The 15,908-nt window shown below is 67.5% G+C and carries 16 protein-coding genes; 1 reads left to right on the forward strand and 15 read right to left on the reverse strand.

Annotated elements, in window-relative coordinates; translation table 11 throughout:
• Window positions 1-12: 12 nt before the first annotated feature.
• From FXF52_RS28000 to FXF52_RS28050, 11 genes are all read right to left on the reverse strand, one after another.
• Complete coding sequence (locus FXF52_RS28000) at window positions 13-714, reverse strand: cyclase family protein (RefSeq protein WP_148801328.1); 702 nt, start codon at window positions 712-714, stop codon at window positions 13-15.
• A gap of 68 nt (window positions 715-782) precedes the next feature.
• Window positions 783-1,349 (reverse strand): 6-phospho-3-hexuloisomerase, encoded by a 567-nt coding sequence (gene hxlB / locus FXF52_RS28005; RefSeq protein WP_148801329.1) that lies wholly within the window; start codon window positions 1,347-1,349, stop codon window positions 783-785.
• Window positions 1,346-2,020: an orotidine 5'-phosphate decarboxylase / HUMPS family protein gene (locus FXF52_RS28010; protein ID WP_148801330.1), complete on the reverse strand. Its 675-nt coding sequence runs from the start codon at window positions 2,018-2,020 to the stop codon at window positions 1,346-1,348. The genes hxlB and FXF52_RS28010 overlap by 4 nt, the downstream gene beginning before the upstream one ends.
• A 5-nt stretch (window positions 2,021-2,025) precedes the next feature.
• A complete protein-coding gene (locus tag FXF52_RS28015) occupies window positions 2,026-2,991 on the reverse strand; it encodes a sugar kinase (RefSeq protein WP_222870713.1) in 966 nt (321 codons plus the stop codon).
• 44 nt (window positions 2,992-3,035) lie between these two features.
• Complete coding sequence (locus tag FXF52_RS28020; RefSeq protein WP_222870714.1) at window positions 3,036-3,425, reverse strand: RidA family protein; 390 nt, start codon at window positions 3,423-3,425, stop codon at window positions 3,036-3,038.
• 144 nt (window positions 3,426-3,569) lie between these two features.
• A complete protein-coding gene (locus FXF52_RS28025) occupies window positions 3,570-4,334 on the reverse strand; it encodes an SDR family NAD(P)-dependent oxidoreductase (RefSeq protein ID WP_148801332.1) in 765 nt (254 codons plus the stop codon).
• Window positions 4,335-4,435: 101 nt separating this feature from the next.
• A complete protein-coding gene (locus FXF52_RS28030; RefSeq protein ID WP_148801333.1) occupies window positions 4,436-5,548 on the reverse strand; it encodes a substrate-binding domain-containing protein in 1,113 nt (370 codons plus the stop codon).
• Between the two features lie 66 nt (window positions 5,549-5,614).
• Window positions 5,615-6,817, reverse strand: coding sequence for a sugar ABC transporter permease (locus FXF52_RS28035; RefSeq protein ID WP_148801334.1), 1,203 nt, complete (start codon window positions 6,815-6,817; stop codon window positions 5,615-5,617).
• Window positions 6,814-7,575, reverse strand: a complete 762-nt coding sequence (locus FXF52_RS28040; protein WP_222870715.1) for an ATP-binding cassette domain-containing protein — start codon at window positions 7,573-7,575, stop codon at window positions 6,814-6,816. The genes FXF52_RS28035 and FXF52_RS28040 overlap by 4 nt, the downstream gene beginning before the upstream one ends.
• A 21-nt stretch (window positions 7,576-7,596) precedes the next feature.
• On the reverse strand, window positions 7,597-8,271 hold the full coding sequence (locus FXF52_RS28045; protein WP_148801335.1) for an isochorismatase family protein: 675 nt from the start codon (window positions 8,269-8,271) through the stop codon (window positions 7,597-7,599).
• Between the two features lie 72 nt (window positions 8,272-8,343).
• Entirely contained in the window at window positions 8,344-9,087 is a 744-nt protein-coding gene (locus FXF52_RS28050; RefSeq protein ID WP_255472419.1) for an FCD domain-containing protein, read from the reverse strand.
• Window positions 9,088-9,245: 158 nt separating this feature from the next.
• Between FXF52_RS28050 and FXF52_RS28055 the strand changes: the two genes are divergently transcribed.
• Entirely contained in the window at window positions 9,246-10,643 is a 1,398-nt protein-coding gene (locus tag FXF52_RS28055) for an amidohydrolase family protein (protein WP_148801337.1), read from the forward strand.
• A gap of 823 nt (window positions 10,644-11,466) precedes the next feature.
• Here the strand turns inward: FXF52_RS28055 and FXF52_RS28060 are convergent.
• The 4 genes from FXF52_RS28060 to FXF52_RS28075 all read right to left on the reverse strand — a co-directional run bounded on the left by FXF52_RS28060 (window position 11,467) and on the right by FXF52_RS28075 (window position 15,897).
• Entirely contained in the window at window positions 11,467-12,645 is a 1,179-nt protein-coding gene (locus FXF52_RS28060; protein ID WP_148801338.1) for a M24 family metallopeptidase, read from the reverse strand.
• Between the two features lie 71 nt (window positions 12,646-12,716).
• Window positions 12,717-13,694: an NAD(P)-dependent oxidoreductase gene (locus FXF52_RS28065; RefSeq protein ID WP_148801339.1), complete on the reverse strand. Its 978-nt coding sequence runs from the start codon at window positions 13,692-13,694 to the stop codon at window positions 12,717-12,719.
• Window positions 13,691-15,079 carry an amidohydrolase family protein gene (locus FXF52_RS28070; RefSeq protein ID WP_222870716.1) on the reverse strand — a complete coding sequence of 463 codons (1,389 nt, stop codon included), beginning with the start codon at window positions 15,077-15,079 and terminating at the stop codon, window positions 13,691-13,693. Before FXF52_RS28070 ends, FXF52_RS28065 begins: the two co-directional genes overlap by 4 nt.
• The gene (locus tag FXF52_RS28075) at window positions 15,076-15,897 is read right to left on the reverse strand and encodes a FadR/GntR family transcriptional regulator (RefSeq protein ID WP_187413747.1); all 822 of its coding nucleotides are present in this window, start codon (window positions 15,895-15,897) and stop codon (window positions 15,076-15,078) included. Before FXF52_RS28075 ends, FXF52_RS28070 begins: the two co-directional genes overlap by 4 nt.
• Window positions 15,898-15,908 lie beyond the last annotated feature (11 nt).

Raw genomic sequence — 15,908 nt, forward strand, 5'->3', positions numbered from 1 at the left:
CATGGCGCCCCGTCATTCCTCAACGATGGCGAAGGCGCGAACGGGTGAACCGGTCCCCTTGTCAAGCCGCAACGGGACCCCGAAGAAGGTGAACTCCCCCACTTCGACGAGTTCTTCCAGGTTCACGAGCCATTCGTAATGGGTGATACCCCGGTCGCGGCAGACCCGGTGGCTGGGGAACAGGTTCGTGCTCATGATGTCGGTGGACGGGCCCTCGACGCCATGCACGAGTGAGCCGTGGTCCGCCAGCCAGTGAGTGGCCTCGACCGACAGACCTGGATTGAGGTCGAACAGACGCTTGTCGGGATAGTGCCGACGATGAAATCCCGTGTTGAGCAGGACGATGTGCCCGTCCACGTGGATCCCCGTGTTCTCCTGCGCCCGCTCGAGATCGACAACGGTGATCTCGCCGAGGTCCGGTATGTGTGTCATGTCGAAGCAGACGGCCTTCCCGAAGAACATCGAGATCGGCATCTGGTCAATCGTCTGCCCCTGAGGGTTCATATGGAAGAAGGCGTCCACGTGGGTTCCCGTGTGCTCGACCAGGCCAAGATACTTCCACGAGGAGGTATGCGGGTCGTCTGCGGTGCCCGCACCAAAAGCGAGGCTGCTCTCATGGGTTTGCAGCGTGACGTAGACGGGTCGCTGGAAAGCGTCTTGTACCGGCATGTTGTCGGAGACGGTGAGACTTAGGTCCACAATTCGCTGGGCCACGACTATCCATTCTTGCGACGCCAAGGCGCGCTTGGGGACGGCGGTTTGGGTGGGATTCGTTGTGAGTGTTATTCGGTATTGGCGTGGGCTCTGATGGCAGCCTCGTTGTCGATGCGCCGGCTGTTTGCGATAGTCAGGCAGACAGCGTCGAGGACGAGGTGGACGCACTGGTCGAAGAGGCTGGACAGAGGTTGGCTGGTCAGCGCTTCGCCTTTCCTGCGGTGCTTGGTAGCACCGGGAACATGCAGCACAAGGTCGGCCATGGTGGCTAGTTCGGACGAGGGGTCGCTGGTGACGGCAACCGCCTGACACCGGTTGGCTATCGCGGCCTTCATGGTGCGGACCGTCGAAGCCGTCGTGCCGGATCCTGACACCGCCACCATCACATCGCCAGCGGCGACCGCCGGGGTGCAGGTGTCACCGACGAAGTAGACCTGCGTTCCCAGGTGCATCAGCCTCATGGCGAAGGCGCGGGCCATGTAGCCGGAGCGGCCCTCGCCGGTGACGAACACGCGGTGACCTCGCATTGCCAGCTGGGCCAGGGCGGGGATACCCGACCGGTCCAACCCAGCCAAGGCAGCCGCGATCTCTCCCGTAATGGCATCGATCGGATCGCCGTGAGAAGTGCCGGTCATGGAGTTACCTCGCTCAGGCTCTGGGCTGTAGGCGGCTCGTTGGTAAGCAGCTGCCGGAACGCCGCGGCAGTCGCCGTCGGGTCTACGGCCTTGGTGATGGCCGAGCCCACGATGACTCGAAGGTCTGGGTAGGACTGTGTGAGTGCCGCCACGTCCGTCTGGACAAGCCCGCCGGCCAGGGCTAGCCGGTGTCCCTTGGCTTTAGCCGCCATCTGGTCGAGCGCATGGCCCACGGAATGCCGCTTTTGCTGGTCCTTGCCGATGTGAGTAGCCCAGACCAGATGAGACGAGCCAGAGAAGTCAGTCAGGAGCTTGTCGAAACGCTCGGTGCCGGCTGCCAGCAGATCGACAAGGACTTCCATGCCCAGCTCATGGGCCCGGGTCGTACAAGCCCGAACCGTGTCGTCCGGTGCCAGAGCCAGCACGCTCATCGCCTGTGCTCCCGCAGCGTGGCACATGTCCACCTCGGTTACGGCGTCGTCAGCAGTCTTCGTGTCCGCTAGGACGGGTGTCGTTCCGGCTGCGGCCACGACTGCGGCAACGGCGGTCATGCCATGCGCCTTGATCAGCGATGTTCCAACTTCGATCCAATCCACGTGCTCGGCGACCTTGCGGGCAAGGTCAACCGCACGCGCTACGGGCATGCGGTCCAGAGCCACCTGTAGTTGCATCGCCACTACCCCACCGCCCCTTCGAGCACCGGTTCTGAGATAGTGCCGTGGTGGGCTGCCATGAAGTCGGCCAACTCAGCTCGGATCGGCATCCCATCGCAGTCGCCTTCGCTGGTCGTGGCGATGGCCCCCACCGCGCAGGCCCTCTCTAGGGCCCGCTCCGCCGGCTCCCCGTCGATCAGCGCGCTGATGAATCCGGCCGCGAAGCCATCGCCGGCGCCCAGGGTGTCCACTACCTCAACAGCGAAGGGTGGACACCGCCAGACTGCGTTGGCGGTGTACAGCAGCGCGCCGCGCGAGCCCAGCTTGATCACGACGCCGCGGACGCCGCGGGATAGGTAGAACTGGGCGATCCCCTCGGGTTCGCTGCTCCCAGTGAGTACCGTTCCCTCCCTGTGGCCTGGCAGGACCCAGTCGCACTGTATGGCCAGCGCGTTGACGACGTCGACCATCTCCTTGTGATCCGGCCATAGAACCGGCCGCAGGTTGGGATCGAAGCTCACCGGTAGGCCATTGTTCCGTGCTGTTTCCACAGCTTTGAAGGCGCAGTGGCGAGCCGACGGGGAAATCGCGAGGGGGATTCCGGTGACGTGCAGGTGTCGGGCCGCCGTCAGATACTCAAGGACGTCAGGAGCCGCCGCAAGCTTCGAGCCGGCGCTGCCTTGCCGGTAGTAGACATACGTCGGGTCGCGCCCGACGACGCGCTCCTTGATCTGTAGGCCCGTCGCGGCGTCCCGGCTGGTGGTCAGCATCGTCGTGTCAACGTTTTCGGCCTCGAATCGAGCCCGAGCGGCTTTTCCGAAGAGATCGTCGCCGACCGTTCCGAGATAGCCGACCCGATGCCCCAGCCGGGCAAGGGCGATCGCCGTGTTCACCTCTGACCCGGCCAGGCGGCGCTCGAAGTGAGTGGCGTCGTCCAGCGGGCCGACCTGCGTCGCGAGCAGGCTTCCCAACGCCTCACCGAGTGTCACGACGTCCAGCGTCGGCAGACCGGCCGCTCTTGGCGGCGGCACGGTCACGGCCTGACCGCCCACGCCTCGATCTCGAAGAGCAGATCTCCGGCAAGGGCGACGCCTACGGTGCTCCGGGCGGGTAGCGGCTGGGGAAAGACCTCGCGGTAGACCGCATCGAACTCGGCAAAGTCGTCGATGTTAGTCAGGAAGCACGTCGTCTTCACGACGTCCTCCAGACCCAGACCCTCTGCGGCCAGTACCGCCGCCAGGTTAGCGATGGCCGCGCGGACCTGCTCGCCCAGCCCGTCCTTGAGTTCGCCGGTGACCGGATCGCTGCCGACCTGGCCCGCTGTTACCACCACGTTCCCGAATGCAATCCCCTGTGAGTAGGAGGCGGTCGGGGCGGCAGCGCCCTTGGCAATGATCGCGCGACGAGCAGACAAATCAATCACTCCAATCCAGGAAATGTGTGTGGCTAAAGGTGATGAACCGGTGGCCGGATCAACGGGCCTGCTGCAACTGATTGCTCGGCAGGCAGGCAATGCAGCCTTTGAACGCGGCATGCAAGTGGTTGCGATGCCGGCACGAGGCATTGATCATTGTGCGGTGTATCCGCCGTCAATCGTAAGCGTGCTGCCATTGACGTACTGAGCGTCATCCGACAGCAGATATGCGCACCCTGCCGCCACTTCCTCGGGCTGACCCATCCGTTGGGCGGGGACGCGGCCGATAACGACCCTGTAGTCCTCTCCCGTCTGCGCGAAGCCGACCTGTGTCATAGGGGTGTCGATCGGGCCCGGGCAGACGGCGTTGGCGCGCACCCCCTGCCGGCCGTAGTCGACGGCGATGGAGCGCATCAGGTTGATCACCCCGGCCTTGGCGGCGCAGTAGCCGGCGTTGGTCGGGTAGCCGACCAGCCCGACCTGGGAGGCGATGGCGACGAAGGAGCCGCGGCCGGCCTCGGCGAACAGCGGTACGGTCAGGTGCGCCAGCAGGTACACGCTCGTGAGGTTCACCTCGATGACGCGCTGCCATTTCTCGGGGGTGAGTTCTCCGACGGATCCCCCTTGCGCGATCCCGGCCGCCGCGACCACGCCGTCCAGCCGGCCTGACCGCTGCATCGCGATGTCGATGCAGGCTCGGAGGTCGTCCAGGGAGGTGACATCACCGACCTTGCCCTCGACTGGCCCCGACCAGTCCCGCATGACGTTCGGCTGCAGGTCTAGGGCGACGACGTGGGCCCCTTCCGCCACGAGCCGGTGCACCGCTGCCTCGCCGATTCCTGAGGCGGCGCCGGTGACGATCACTGAGCGCCCGCGCAGACGTGGCCCAATGTGAACATCAGCGTGTTGTGTGCTCATCCTTGTTCCCTACCCAACTCATCGCCACCTGACGGTGGTGCCAGCTGATCCCCGGTCCGCGGGTGCGCCCGCCGATTCGGGCGCACCCGCGGGAGCGCGCGCTAGACGGTGATCCCTAGCTTCTGGCAGGCCGCGACGAAGTCGCCCGAGCAGACCTTGCTGGCGTCGAGCTTCTCTTCGTCGAAGTACTGCTTGATGTTCTTCTGGTTGATCGGGCCGATCTCGAAGAGGTAGGTCGGCACGTCCATCTTGCCGTTGTTGACCGTGGCCTCCTTGTACTGGGCGGGGACCTCCTCACCGCGGCCGAGATGCAGGGCGACGTCGGCCGCCTTGGTCGCCTCGTCGACGATGTCCTGGAACTCGGTCATGTACTGCTCGCCCGTGATGATCCGCTGCAGCGCGGCCACGTCGTTGTCGAGGCCGGTCACAGGACGCGTCCGCGGATCGATGTTGGCCGACTTCATCGCGGCGATCACGCCGCCGGCCATACCGTCGTTGCTTGAGTAGACGCCGAAGAACCCGTCGCGGCCGAGCGCGGTGATCGCCTGGTCCATCTCCTGCTGCGCCTTCGACGGGTCCCACTGCGGGGTGTCGAAGCGCATGGCGACCTCGATCCCCTTCTCCTTGAAGACCTCCTCGGCGCCCTGCTTCATCTTGGCGTCATCGGTGTCGCCCGGCGCACCGTTGATCATCACGATCGGGCCCTTGGGGTGCCCCTGCTCGGCCAGCGCCTCGGCCAGCGACAGCGCCTTGTCCCGGCCGGCCTGGGCGGTGTCCATGGTGAGGCTCCACGACACGTTCGCGTTCTGGATCAGGCGACCCAGGGAGATCACGGCCACGTCGTTGGCCTCGGCCCGCGCCGCGATGCCCGCGGCGGCCTTGCTATCCACGGGGTTCGTGATGATGACCTTGGCGCCGTCGGCGATGACGTTCTCGGCCTGCTGCAGTTGCTGCGACGGGTCGGAGTTGGCGTTGGCCGTGATCAGCCGGCAGTCCGGGCAGATTTCCTTCAGCCGCTTCGTCAGCGCCGGCTTCTCGATGGCCTCGTAGCGGGGGGTGATGGTCTCCGGCGCGAGGTAGGCGATCGTCGGGGATGCGTTCTTGCCGCTGTCCCCGCCGTCGCTGTCACCGCAGGCCGTGAGCGCGACCGAAGCGGTGGTGATGAGAACGGCGGCCGCGACCATGCGCCCGCGGCGAAGTGAGCTCCTGTTCATGATCTCGTGTCCTCAAGGTGAAAGGGGTGGGGGAATGTGAGAGGGGTGGGGGAATAGGGGTCGCGGTCACCCGCGTTGGGCGGCCCGTCGGCGTGCCAGGGCATCGATGACCACCGCTAGGACGAGCACGGCGCCCGTGACGGTGAAGCGGTAGGAGGAGGGCATGGACAGCAGATCCATGCCGTTGGCGATCGAGCCGATCAGCAGCGAGCCGAGCAGCGCCTGCCAGACAGTGCCCACGCCGCCAAAGAGGCTGACGCCGCCGATGACGGCTCCGGCGATGGCGAGCAGCAGGAGGCTGCCCTGTCCGGAAGACTGGTTCACCGCGAACAGTCGGGAGGCCGCGAGGATGCCACCGAGGGCGGCGAGCCCCGCGGTGCAGGCGAACGCCGCTACCTTGATCCGGTCCACCCGCACACCGGAGCGGCGTGCCGCTTCGGCGTTGGAGCCGATCGCGTACAGGTGGCGGCCCACCTTGCGGGCGGTGAGCACGTAGCTCATCAGGGTCGCCACGGCGAGGACGATGAGTACCACGAGCGGGATGCCGCGGTGGTTGATGAGCAGCGTGCCGCCGATCAGGACCAGCGCGACCACCGGAATGCGGGGCAGCAGCACCTTCAGCCAGGAGGGCTGCTCCCCGGACGGGTGCCTGTGGCCGCGCTGGTGAATCAGCGCCGACGCCAGCAGGTAGGCGCTGGCGAGGAGCGTGACGGTCCAGCCGAACCAGTTTGGCACGTAGGTCGAGGTGAGGCTGACGATGAAGCTGTCGGTGATGTTCAGGTTGCCCTGCTCGCCCAGCACGGCCAACTGCACGCCCTGCCAGGTGAGCAGCCCGCCGAGGGTGACCACGAAGGACGGTACGCCGAACCGGGTCACGACGACGCCGTGCATGACGCCGATGACGACGCCGCAGAGGATCGCCGCGACGATGGCCAGTGGTGCCGGAACGCCGATTTTGCTGTTCACCACGGCCATGACCGCGGCGCACAGCCCGCTCACCGAACCCATCGACAGGTCGATCTCGCCCAGCAGCAGGACGATGACGGCGCCCATCGACAGGACCGCGACGGCCGCGATCTGAAGCAGGAGGTTGCTCAGGTTCCCGACCGTGAGGAACCTCGGGTTCAGCGCGTAGAGCAGCGCCCAGAGGCCGACGATGCCGATGAGGACGGTGCGGAACCCGTGGTCTCCGCCCGAGGGCAGGGCCAGGAGTCTGGACCAGGGGCGAACGGCCTGCGGTTGCTCGCTTCTTGAGACAGAGACGGTCATGCGCCCACTCCTTCCTCAGCGCGCAGGGTCGCCCCGGTGATGGCGGCCACCACGTCGTCCACTTTGACCTGTGCGGTGGTGAAGACGCCGTTCGTGCGACCGAGACGCAGCACGTGGATCCGGTCGCTGACCGCCATCACGTCAGCCATGTTGTGACTGATGATGATCACGGCGATGCCCTGGTCCCGCAGCCGCCGGACGAGATCCAGCACCTCGGCGGTCTGCGCGACGCCGAGCGCGGCGGTCGGTTCGTCCAGCAGGACGAGCCGGGGGTTTCCGACCAGCGCGCGGGCGATCGCCACCGACTGTCGCTGCCCGCCCGACAGCCGAGCCACCTTCGCCCGGACGCTCTTGATCGTTCTGGCGTTGAGCGAGCCGAGCAGCTCCCACGACCGGCTTTCCATCGCCGCGTGGTCGAGGTTGCCCCACGGCTTCTTGCGGATCTCCCGGCCGAGGAACAGGTTGTTCACGACGTCGAGGTCGTCGCACAGTGCCAGGTCCTGGAAGACGGTCGCGATGCCGAGCTCGGTGGCCCGGCGGGGACTGTCCACGACGACCGGCTCGCCGGCGATGAGAATGGTCCCCTCGTCAGGGGGGCGGGCGCCACAGATGCTCTTGACAAGGGTCGACTTGCCGGCACCGTTGTCTCCCACCAGCGCGAGCACCTCACCGGGATCCACCGTGAGGTTGACGCCCGACAGGGCGCGTACCGCGCCGTAGGTGACGCCCACCCCTTGCAGCTCAAGCACAGGGGTCACAGGTCCTCCTCTGGATGGCGGTCATGGACGGAACAGCGGTTCCGGCTCGCCCATGCCGGCAAGGTGGGACAGGGCGTCCTCGAGCTCGACGACGTCCCCGTAGCGGTTGTCGATGTCGAACAGCGCCGCCACATGGGCGCTGGCGCAGCGGTCACCGACGGCCTGGCGCGGCACGATGACCCGGAAGTTGAGGTCGATGGCGCTCTCGCAGGAGGCGCGGACGCAGCCGCTGGTCGAGCAGCCCGTGACGACCACGGTGTCCACGCCGTCGGAAACGAGCTGGGCCGTGAGGTTCGTGCCGAAAAACGAGGAGCCGCGTGGCTTCTCGATCAGCGGCTCGTCCGGGCGGCGCTCCAGCTCGGGGATCAGCGCGACGCGCTCGGAGCCGCGGACCATCTTCAACAGGTGCGGCGTCTTCTTCGAGGCCACCGAGCCGACGTCGCGCATCGACGCGTCGAACGCCATGGTGGTGAAGTACCGGGGCAAGTCCTTCTCACGGAAGACCTCCAGCAGCTGCTGGATGGACTTCGTCACCTCGGACAGGTCCGATCCGATCATCTCGTCGGTGCGGGTCCACGCGCCCGCCATGTCGATGACAAGCAGGGCGGGGCGACGGCCCCAGCCGACGCGGCCGCCGAAGCCGGCCTCCAGGTACTGCTTGGTCAGTTCGGGATCGCCGTATGCGTGCTGGCGCACGATGACTTGCTCCTTCTTCTCGTTGGGTCGTGCTTCTCGTCGGGTCCTCGCGCAGGGCTGAACGGGAAAGGGCTAGCCCTGCATCATGCGAAGCACCCTGGACAGGACGGGGGTGTTGTCGGTGGCCGCGAAGTCCTTCAGGTCCCCGATCAGCCGGCTGAGATGTGCGCGCATAGCGCGCTCGGCCGCGTCCGGATCGCGGGCGGCCAGCGCATCGAGTATCACCGCATGATCGTTGGGCGACTCGTCGGCCGAGCCCCGGAGGGCCGTCACGACATCGAGGACACCCTCGAGGTAGTCGAGTTGGTCACTGAGAATCGTGTTGCCGAGGGTGATGAGCAGGGGGTTGCCCGAGAACTGCATGAGCACCCGGTGAAACATCTGGGCGCACTGCCGTCCGACGCTTCCGCTCTCGAGGTGGTGGCGATGCTGCTCAAGCAGCGCCCGGAGTTCGACCAGTTCCGACTCCGTGATCCGCTCGGCGGCCGCGCGCGCCGCCTCGCTCTCCACGGCGCGGCGGGCGTGCAACAGGTCGAAGACCTGTTCAATCGTGTTGATGTCGAGGGCACGAGCCAGTTCCGCGTCGCGGTCGCGGCTGTCCCGGATCGCCCGCACCAACTGCCGGCCGGCATCGGTGATCGACCGGCCCTTGGAGCCGGCGCGCGACGTCAGCCCGGCCTCGTCCAGGTCCAGCAGGACCCGGGACACGCTCGCCTCACTCACCGCGAAGCCCGCCGCCTCGAGGTGCTTGTGCAGCAGTCGCGCGCCGCACGGATAGTCAACCTCGGCCAGCCGCGACAGCAGTGCGAACTGCATCTCGGTCACTGCAGAGCCCTCCTCACCAGGCTTTTCGGCGTTGGTGACCAGCTCTCGTACTGCGCCAGTTGGCATTGCCCTACCTTCATGCCTGCTCTAGGGTTGGCGGAACCGTAACAGGTTCCTCATATTTGAGGAACCCCCTTCAGGGGAGGAAGATGAGCGCGCACCAGAACTTCGAGACCGTGATCGTCGGCGGTACGGTGGTCGCTGACAGCGATGTCGTGCGGCTGGACATCGGGATCAACGGAGGCCGGATCGCCGCCCTCATGGCACCGGGCACGCCGCACGTCGCCGCGGAAACGATCGACGCGAGCGACTGCTTCGTCCTCCCCGGCGGCATCGACACCCACACGCACATTCAGTGGCCGGTAGGCGACGGACACAGCCTCGACACCTTCGCCGAGGCCACCGCCGCCGCCGCGGTCTCCGGCACGACCACCATCCTGGACTTCGTTCCCCCACCCTCGGCGGAGAGCCACTACGACGCCGCGCTCCGGCGCCTGCACCAGGCCAAGAACCGGTGCGCCACCGACTACTCTTTCCGGCCGATCCTGACCAGCGCCGACGACATCACTGTGTCGGACGTGGCACGCATGGCCGAGCTGGGACTGCGGTGCTTCAAGATCTTCACTACGTACGAGGACATGCGCCTCACCGACGGTGAGATCTACCGGATCATGGATGCGATCGCCGCCGCCAACGGCCTGGCGGGGTTCCATGCGGAGAACCACGAGCTCATCGCGGACGCCACCCATCGCACCGTCGCCGCCGCCGGCCACGGCATCGCGGAGTTCCCGGAATCACGGCCGGGGCTCGCGGAAGAGGCAGCTATCGATCTTGTGTCCCTGTACGCGCGCGACCACGGCGTACCGATCTTCATCTTCCACGTGTCGGGCAGCGCCGGCCTGCAAGCCATCCGCCGCGCCAGGAAGCTGGGTACGGCCGTGCGCGGGGAGACGTGCACCCACTACCTCGTCTTCGACGACGCTGTCTACCGGGGCGCAAACCGGTGGATGTACGTCATCACTCCCCCGATCCGCGGCGACGAGGACCGGAACGATCTCTGGAACGCGCTGGCGACCGGCGAACTCGCGTGCGTCGGATCAGACCACTGCGCGTACGGCCGACGCCACAAGCACCCGGACGCGGACGACTTCACGAACATGACGGCGGGCGCGCCCGGAATCGACGTTCGGATGCCGATGCTGTGGTCCCGAGCGGTCAGCGATAACCGCCTCTCGCTCATCGACTTCGCCAGGGTCACCGCGCGGGGGCCCGCCGAGACCTTTGGGCTCTTCCCCCGCAAGGGCATCATCCGCATCGGCTCGGACGCGGACATCATCGTCGTCGACCCCAACGTCTCGTGGCGGTGGCCGAACGAGCCGGCGTCGTGGGGCAGCGACTACCAGCCCTATGGCGACATCTCAGGCCGGGGGCAGGTTGTCCTAACGCTCGTGCGCGGTCAAGTCGTTGCACGGGATGGCAAATTCGTCGGGTCCTGGCAAGGACAATTCCTCCCCCAGGACCCCATCCAGCTTGCTTCCTGGACGTGACGGCACCCCTCGACGAGCCGGAGTCGGCCAGGGTGCGCAGGTCGAGGCCCGCGTCGGAACAGTTGAGGCGGCGGTGACGCCGGCATGTCCCTAAGCGGAGGCTCCGCCAAGATCAGCGCTGGCGTCTGAGGCATTGATCGGCTCTGTTGCATCGGCCCGTCGGGCAGGTGCTCGTGAAGCAGTTTGTCACGTTCGCGCCTCGCCCGGCGGGACTTCCCATCGAGGCTGAGGCGCCGGATCAAGGTTCGGGCACAGCCCGACCGTGTAGCGGCCGTAGGGCCTTGACGCCGGCGCCTCACGGCGCTGCGGTCGCACCAATCAACACTTTCGCGTCGCTGAGATCAGCTGACCGTCCACATCAGCCGGTCGGCCGGCGCCACCTCGGCCGCACTCAATCTCACACCGCCCGCCGCCGCGCTGGTCGCGCCGCACAGAATCCGTCCCGGCCCGGCCATCGCCGTGTGCGACTGCGCTCTGCCTCGACCCGTCCGCCAGCCGCGCGGCGTTCACCTGGCACAAGCTACGCTGGACGGCCTGACCCGCGCCGCCGCTGCGCGGGAACGACGCTCCCGCCTACGGCCAGGTGGCCGCTGAACTCGTACACCACCGCCCGACCGGGTACCAGCGTCCGGAGCAGGCGGTAGAGAACCGACATCACTGCTGAGAGCAGCAGGTACGGGCGGAGCCGACGGCCCGCCGCCCGGGCACCGGTCGGATCCTTCCGACCCGCGCCCGAGCGGCGGCGGTCGCTCAAGGGGTAAGCCGCCGCGTCCCCAGGTCATTCGTCACGGGTGGGTGCGGCGGACGCACCCGGAGGCGGCGTTCACCGCTCGATCAAGCCCCTTGCCGGAAGCACGAGGGACCGGCTCACGTCCTCGCCGACGACGACGGTGTCGAGCGCGGTGACGGCGAGTTTGTCGCCTCGCTCCGGTCCGGTCCACGGGTGGAGGGCGAGCACCATGCCCGCCTCGATCGGACCATCGCCGGGCACGTAGGGCGGGCAGAAGAAGTTCAGGCCCACGCCATGACCGTGAAACATCACCGGGCCCAGCCCTACAGGCCCGGCCATGTACATCCCGGACTCGGCGGCGGCGGCCGACATCGCCTCCATCACCGCGCCTGCGTTCGCGCCGGGGCGCAGCGCTTCCCGGGCGGCAGTGAACACCCGCATCTCGGCGTCCAACATCTGCACGTACTCGGCGGGCGCCGGTCCGACGCTGAAGTAGTGGGTCACCTCCACGCCGTAGTGGGACGGGCCCTTGTGCTCGAGGTCGAAGCCGATCACGTCGCCCCGCTCCAGGACGTCATCCGTCGGCGGATGGAAGGTGCGGATGCCGCCGCTGCGTGCGACGTGGATGAAGCCGGTGGTCCCGCCCATCTCCTTGATGACCTGGAACGCCTTCGACGTGACGTACCGTTCCGTGACACCGGGCCGGATCGCCTCGGCGATCGCGTCGAAGGCCCGCCGGCACATCCCGCCCGTCTCCTCGAGGTAGCCAATCTCCTCATCGCTCTTAATGGCCATCATCTGGTCCAGCTCAGCGGTGACATCGACGAGCTCGGCTGCCGGCGCCAGCCGCTCCAGGGTCCTGAGATCGTTGACCTTCATGACGTCGCCCAGCCCGACGACCCCGACTCGGCCGGTGGCCGACCCGCGCTCCTTGAGCAGCGACGCGATGTCGGCCGCCTGGTCCACCGCGACGATGATGTCTCGGATCCGCGAGGCGTAGTCTGCCCAGGCGCGACCCACGTAGGCCGGCTGGAAAATCACCGGGCCGCTGTCCCGGAACAGGACCGCGAACCACTGGCCGTTGAGCGCCTCGAAATCGGTCACGTAGTGGAAACGGCCGCGGTCGATCCCCGTCTCGTCGTCCCGTCCGCACACGACCGTCGCGGTGAGGTCGAGCCGCTCCATGATCGCCTTCACGCCCGCGTGGCGGCGGGCGAACTCGGTGTCGGTGACCCTCCCACGGACGTTGTCCGTCGTGCGCTTCGTCGTCATGACAGCATCACCCCTTCACGTGATGAGGCGGAGCATTCCCCGGCGGAAGCTGTGCGGCGTCCTCGATCTCGTCAGGTGTCCAGCAGCGGGCGATGGTGGCGAATCCACTCCACGTAGTCGCTGAAGGCGCGTGCGAGGTCGAACTTCGCCGTGTACCCGGCGTCGGCCAGCCGGTCCAACGACATCGGGGCGTTGTCGCCGAAAAGGCGCACGTTCGCGCTGTCGCCCTCGCCCACAACTCGGTACCGGAAGCTCGGGAAGGCGCGGGCGGCGAGGGCGCACCAGTCGTCGACCCCCCAGGAGAAGGGCGAACTGACGTTGTACACGCAGTGGTCGAGCACCGGCGCGGCCACCAGCACGCGGAGCGCCTCGGCGACGTCGACGCTGTACACCCACGGTTTGCGGCCCGGGCGCGGGAGCCGGGCCTCCCCGCCGGCGAGCGCCAGGCTCACGACCTGGAACGGGGCGCTCATCGTGGCGCGCATCGTCGTGCGGTGCTCCCATCTGCCGAAAACGTCGCCGATGCGCGCCGACACGACTTCGGTCCCAAGGGCCGGCCCGACCCTGAGCACCGCCTTCTCTGCGGTGAACTTCGACAGTTCGTAGAGCGTCTCCGGGCGGTCCGGGGTCGCCTCCTCCAACAGAAGAGGCTCCGTCGTGCTGCTCGTGCCGTATGCGGCGATCGAGCTGACGTGGACGACGCGACGGACCCGGGCCCGGCTCGCCGCCATCACGACGGTGAGCGAACCCGCGCAGTTGACGTTGAGGACGGCGGGGCCGGCCGTCAGCTCGGCCCTCGGGTCGGGCGTCATCGCCGCGGCATGGACGACGACATCGACGTCGTGCCGCCGGAGGACCTGATAGAGACGCTCGCCGTCGAGGACGTCACCCAGCTCGTACGTGACTGAACCACGGGCCTCGAACTCGTCCCCGGCGATGGGCGGCGGCGGGGCCAGGGCGTACACGACGGTCTCGATGCCATGCCCGAGCAGGGCCTCGACAAGGCTGAGGCCGACCGTCCCGCTCCCACCCGTCACAAGGACCTTCACCGTGAACTGCCCACCTCTCCGCGGGGAGGCCGCGCGATGAAACGACCGGCACCTGCCCGGCCCACGAACTCCCCGTCCCGCACGGCAGCCGTGCCACGCAGCAGTACATGCTTCGGCCTGCCCCGCGTTGTTGTCCGGTCATACAGGGAGAACGTGTTCGACGAGGCCTTTACCGCGAGATCAGCATGCCATTCTGCGTCCGGGTCCCAGATGACGAGGTCCGCGTCGTAGCCGGGCGCGATGACGCCCTTGTGCTGAAGCCCAAGCACCTTCGCGGCTCGCGAGCCGGAGACGGCGGCGAAGGCGTCGTACCCGAGGCCACGGTCGACGCAGCCGGCGAACAGCAGCGGTGTGCGGGCCTCGATCCCGGGCGCGCCGGCCGGGATGGCTCGGTGGTCATCCGACGGCACGTTCTTGACGTCCCGAAGGTAGGCGCAGTGATCCGAGCCCACCGAGACGATCGCCTCCTGGGTCACGCCGGCCCACAGGTCCTCCCGGTCGCTGGCACCGCGCAGGGGCGGCGAGATCACGTACTTCCACGCATCTGGACGGCGGAAGCACGAGTCGTCCAGCGTCAGGTAGTGCGTGCACGTCTCGGCGAAGATCTGCACGCCCGCGGCACGCGCTGCCCGGACCGCGTCCAGCGCCTCGCTGCCGGAGATGTGGAAGATGTACGCTGGCGTACCGAGCCGCTTCGCGTACAGCGCGATCATTTGGATGCTCTCGGCCTCGGCGAGCCCCGGCCTGCTCCGGGGGTAGTGCTCCACACCAAGGTGGCCTTCCTGCACCTCGTGCTCGAGCACGCTCTTCAGCAGCTCGTGGTTTTCCGCGTGGAAGCCGGGCAGGCCGCCGTCGGCGGCGATCGCCTTCATCAGGTACCACGCGTCGCCGTCGTCCACCCGGCGGTCCTCGTACGTCGTGTACATCTTGAACGACGTGAACCCGTCCGCGATCACGGCACCAATCGCCTTCAGCGTCGCCTCGTCGGCCGAGGTGAGGATGGGGTGGAAGCCGAAGTCCACGACCGCAGCGGCCGCCGCCTCGTCGACCCGGTCCCGGCAGCGGTTCAGCAGGTCGCCGTCGCCGGGGGGCACGAAGTCGACAATGGTCGTCGTGCCGCCGAGGACGGCCGCGCGGGTAGCCGAGAGGAAGTCGTCCGTGGTGTGAATGCCGTCGTGCGGCCATCGAACGTGGGTGTGCGTGTCGATGCCGCCGGGCGTGACCACCAGTCCCGACGCGTCGATCTCCTCTGCCGCGGGAGCAGCGGCATCGGGCGGGAGCAGGGCGGCGATCCGGCCGTCTGTGATCGCCACGTCCTGGACCCGCGCACCGGCCTGTCCGACGACGAGCCCGTTCCTGACGATCGTGTCGTATCCGTCGCTCACCAATCTCTCCCCAAGCGAATGTCCGGCGTGGTGTGCTCGCGGAGCAGCCGCTCAATAGTCTTTTGTGTTGCTTCCGAAACTTCGCCGGACGCGTCCTCCAGCAGTCGATTCAGGTGCGCAACCATCGCGGCCTCGGCGGCGTCGGGATCGTGGCGCTCTATGGCGTTGACCACCTCGTCGTGCTCGTGCGGGCCCTCGTGGGTCCGGCCGCGCCCCGCCGTCATGGCGTCGAGGATCTGCTCGAAGACGTCGAAACGCGTGTCGAACAGGACCATCGCGGCGCTGCGGAGGATGGGGTTGTCACTCATCTCGGTGAGAGCCTTGTGGAAGTCCACCGTGATGAGCCGGCGGCGCTCGCTGTCGATCGATTCCCCGTATGCCGCTATCGACTGCCGCAACCTGGCGATATCCGCCTTCGTCGCGGTCAGCGCGACCGATCTGACAACCTCCCGCTCGATTCCGCGGCGCGCGCGCAGCAGGTCCTGGACGTCGCTCAGGGTGCGGATGTCCAGGGTGCTCAACTGCTGTCGCCACCGCTCCTCGCGCACGATCCTGGTAGCCACGGCTCGACCGGTCTTCGACAGCACCCGACCGCGCCCGTCCAGCGACTCGGTGAGGCCTTGCTGGTCCAGCTGGCGAAGCAGCCGGTTCACCGTCGATTCGCTGAGTCGCTTGTCCGAACCGTCGAGCCTGCGGATGAGCTCACGCGCGCCGAGCGGGTAGCTGGCGCGAGCGATTATCAGCAGCAGTTGCGCCTGCCGCGGCTCGAGAAGCGCGTCGATCGACTCGTCGAGTTCACCACTGAGCTGTGTATCCACCGTCTGTTGTC

Origin of the sequence: Micromonospora sp. MP36, assembly GCF_008119785.1 — a bacterium.
Taxonomy (GTDB): domain Bacteria; phylum Actinomycetota; class Actinomycetes; order Mycobacteriales; family Micromonosporaceae; genus Micromonospora.

Bases quoted from the DNA above. Each gene is read 5' to 3' on its own strand.
- hxlB (WP_148801329.1), bottom strand. From the start codon at position 1,349: ATGACCGGCACTTCTCACGGCGATCCGATCGATGCCATTACGGGAGAG.
- FXF52_RS28010 (WP_148801330.1), bottom strand. From the start codon at position 2,020: ATGCAACTACAGGTGGCTCTGGACCGCATGCCCGTAGCGCGTGCGGTT.
- FXF52_RS28050 (WP_255472419.1), bottom strand. From the start codon at position 9,087: ATGCAGTTCGCACTGCTGTCGCGGCTGGCCGAGGTTGACTATCCGTGC.
- FXF52_RS28025 (WP_148801332.1), bottom strand. From the start codon at position 4,334: ATGAGCACACAACACGCTGATGTTCACATTGGGCCACGTCTGCGCGGG.
- FXF52_RS28035 (WP_148801334.1), bottom strand. From the start codon at position 6,817: ATGACCGTCTCTGTCTCAAGAAGCGAGCAACCGCAGGCCGTTCGCCCC.
- FXF52_RS28060 (WP_148801338.1), bottom strand. From the start codon at position 12,645: ATGACGACGAAGCGCACGACGGACAACGTCCGTGGGAGGGTCACCGAC.
- FXF52_RS28055 (WP_148801337.1), top strand. From the start codon at position 9,246: ATGAGCGCGCACCAGAACTTCGAGACCGTGATCGTCGGCGGTACGGTG.
- FXF52_RS28030 (WP_148801333.1), bottom strand. From the start codon at position 5,548: ATGAACAGGAGCTCACTTCGCCGCGGGCGCATGGTCGCGGCCGCCGTT.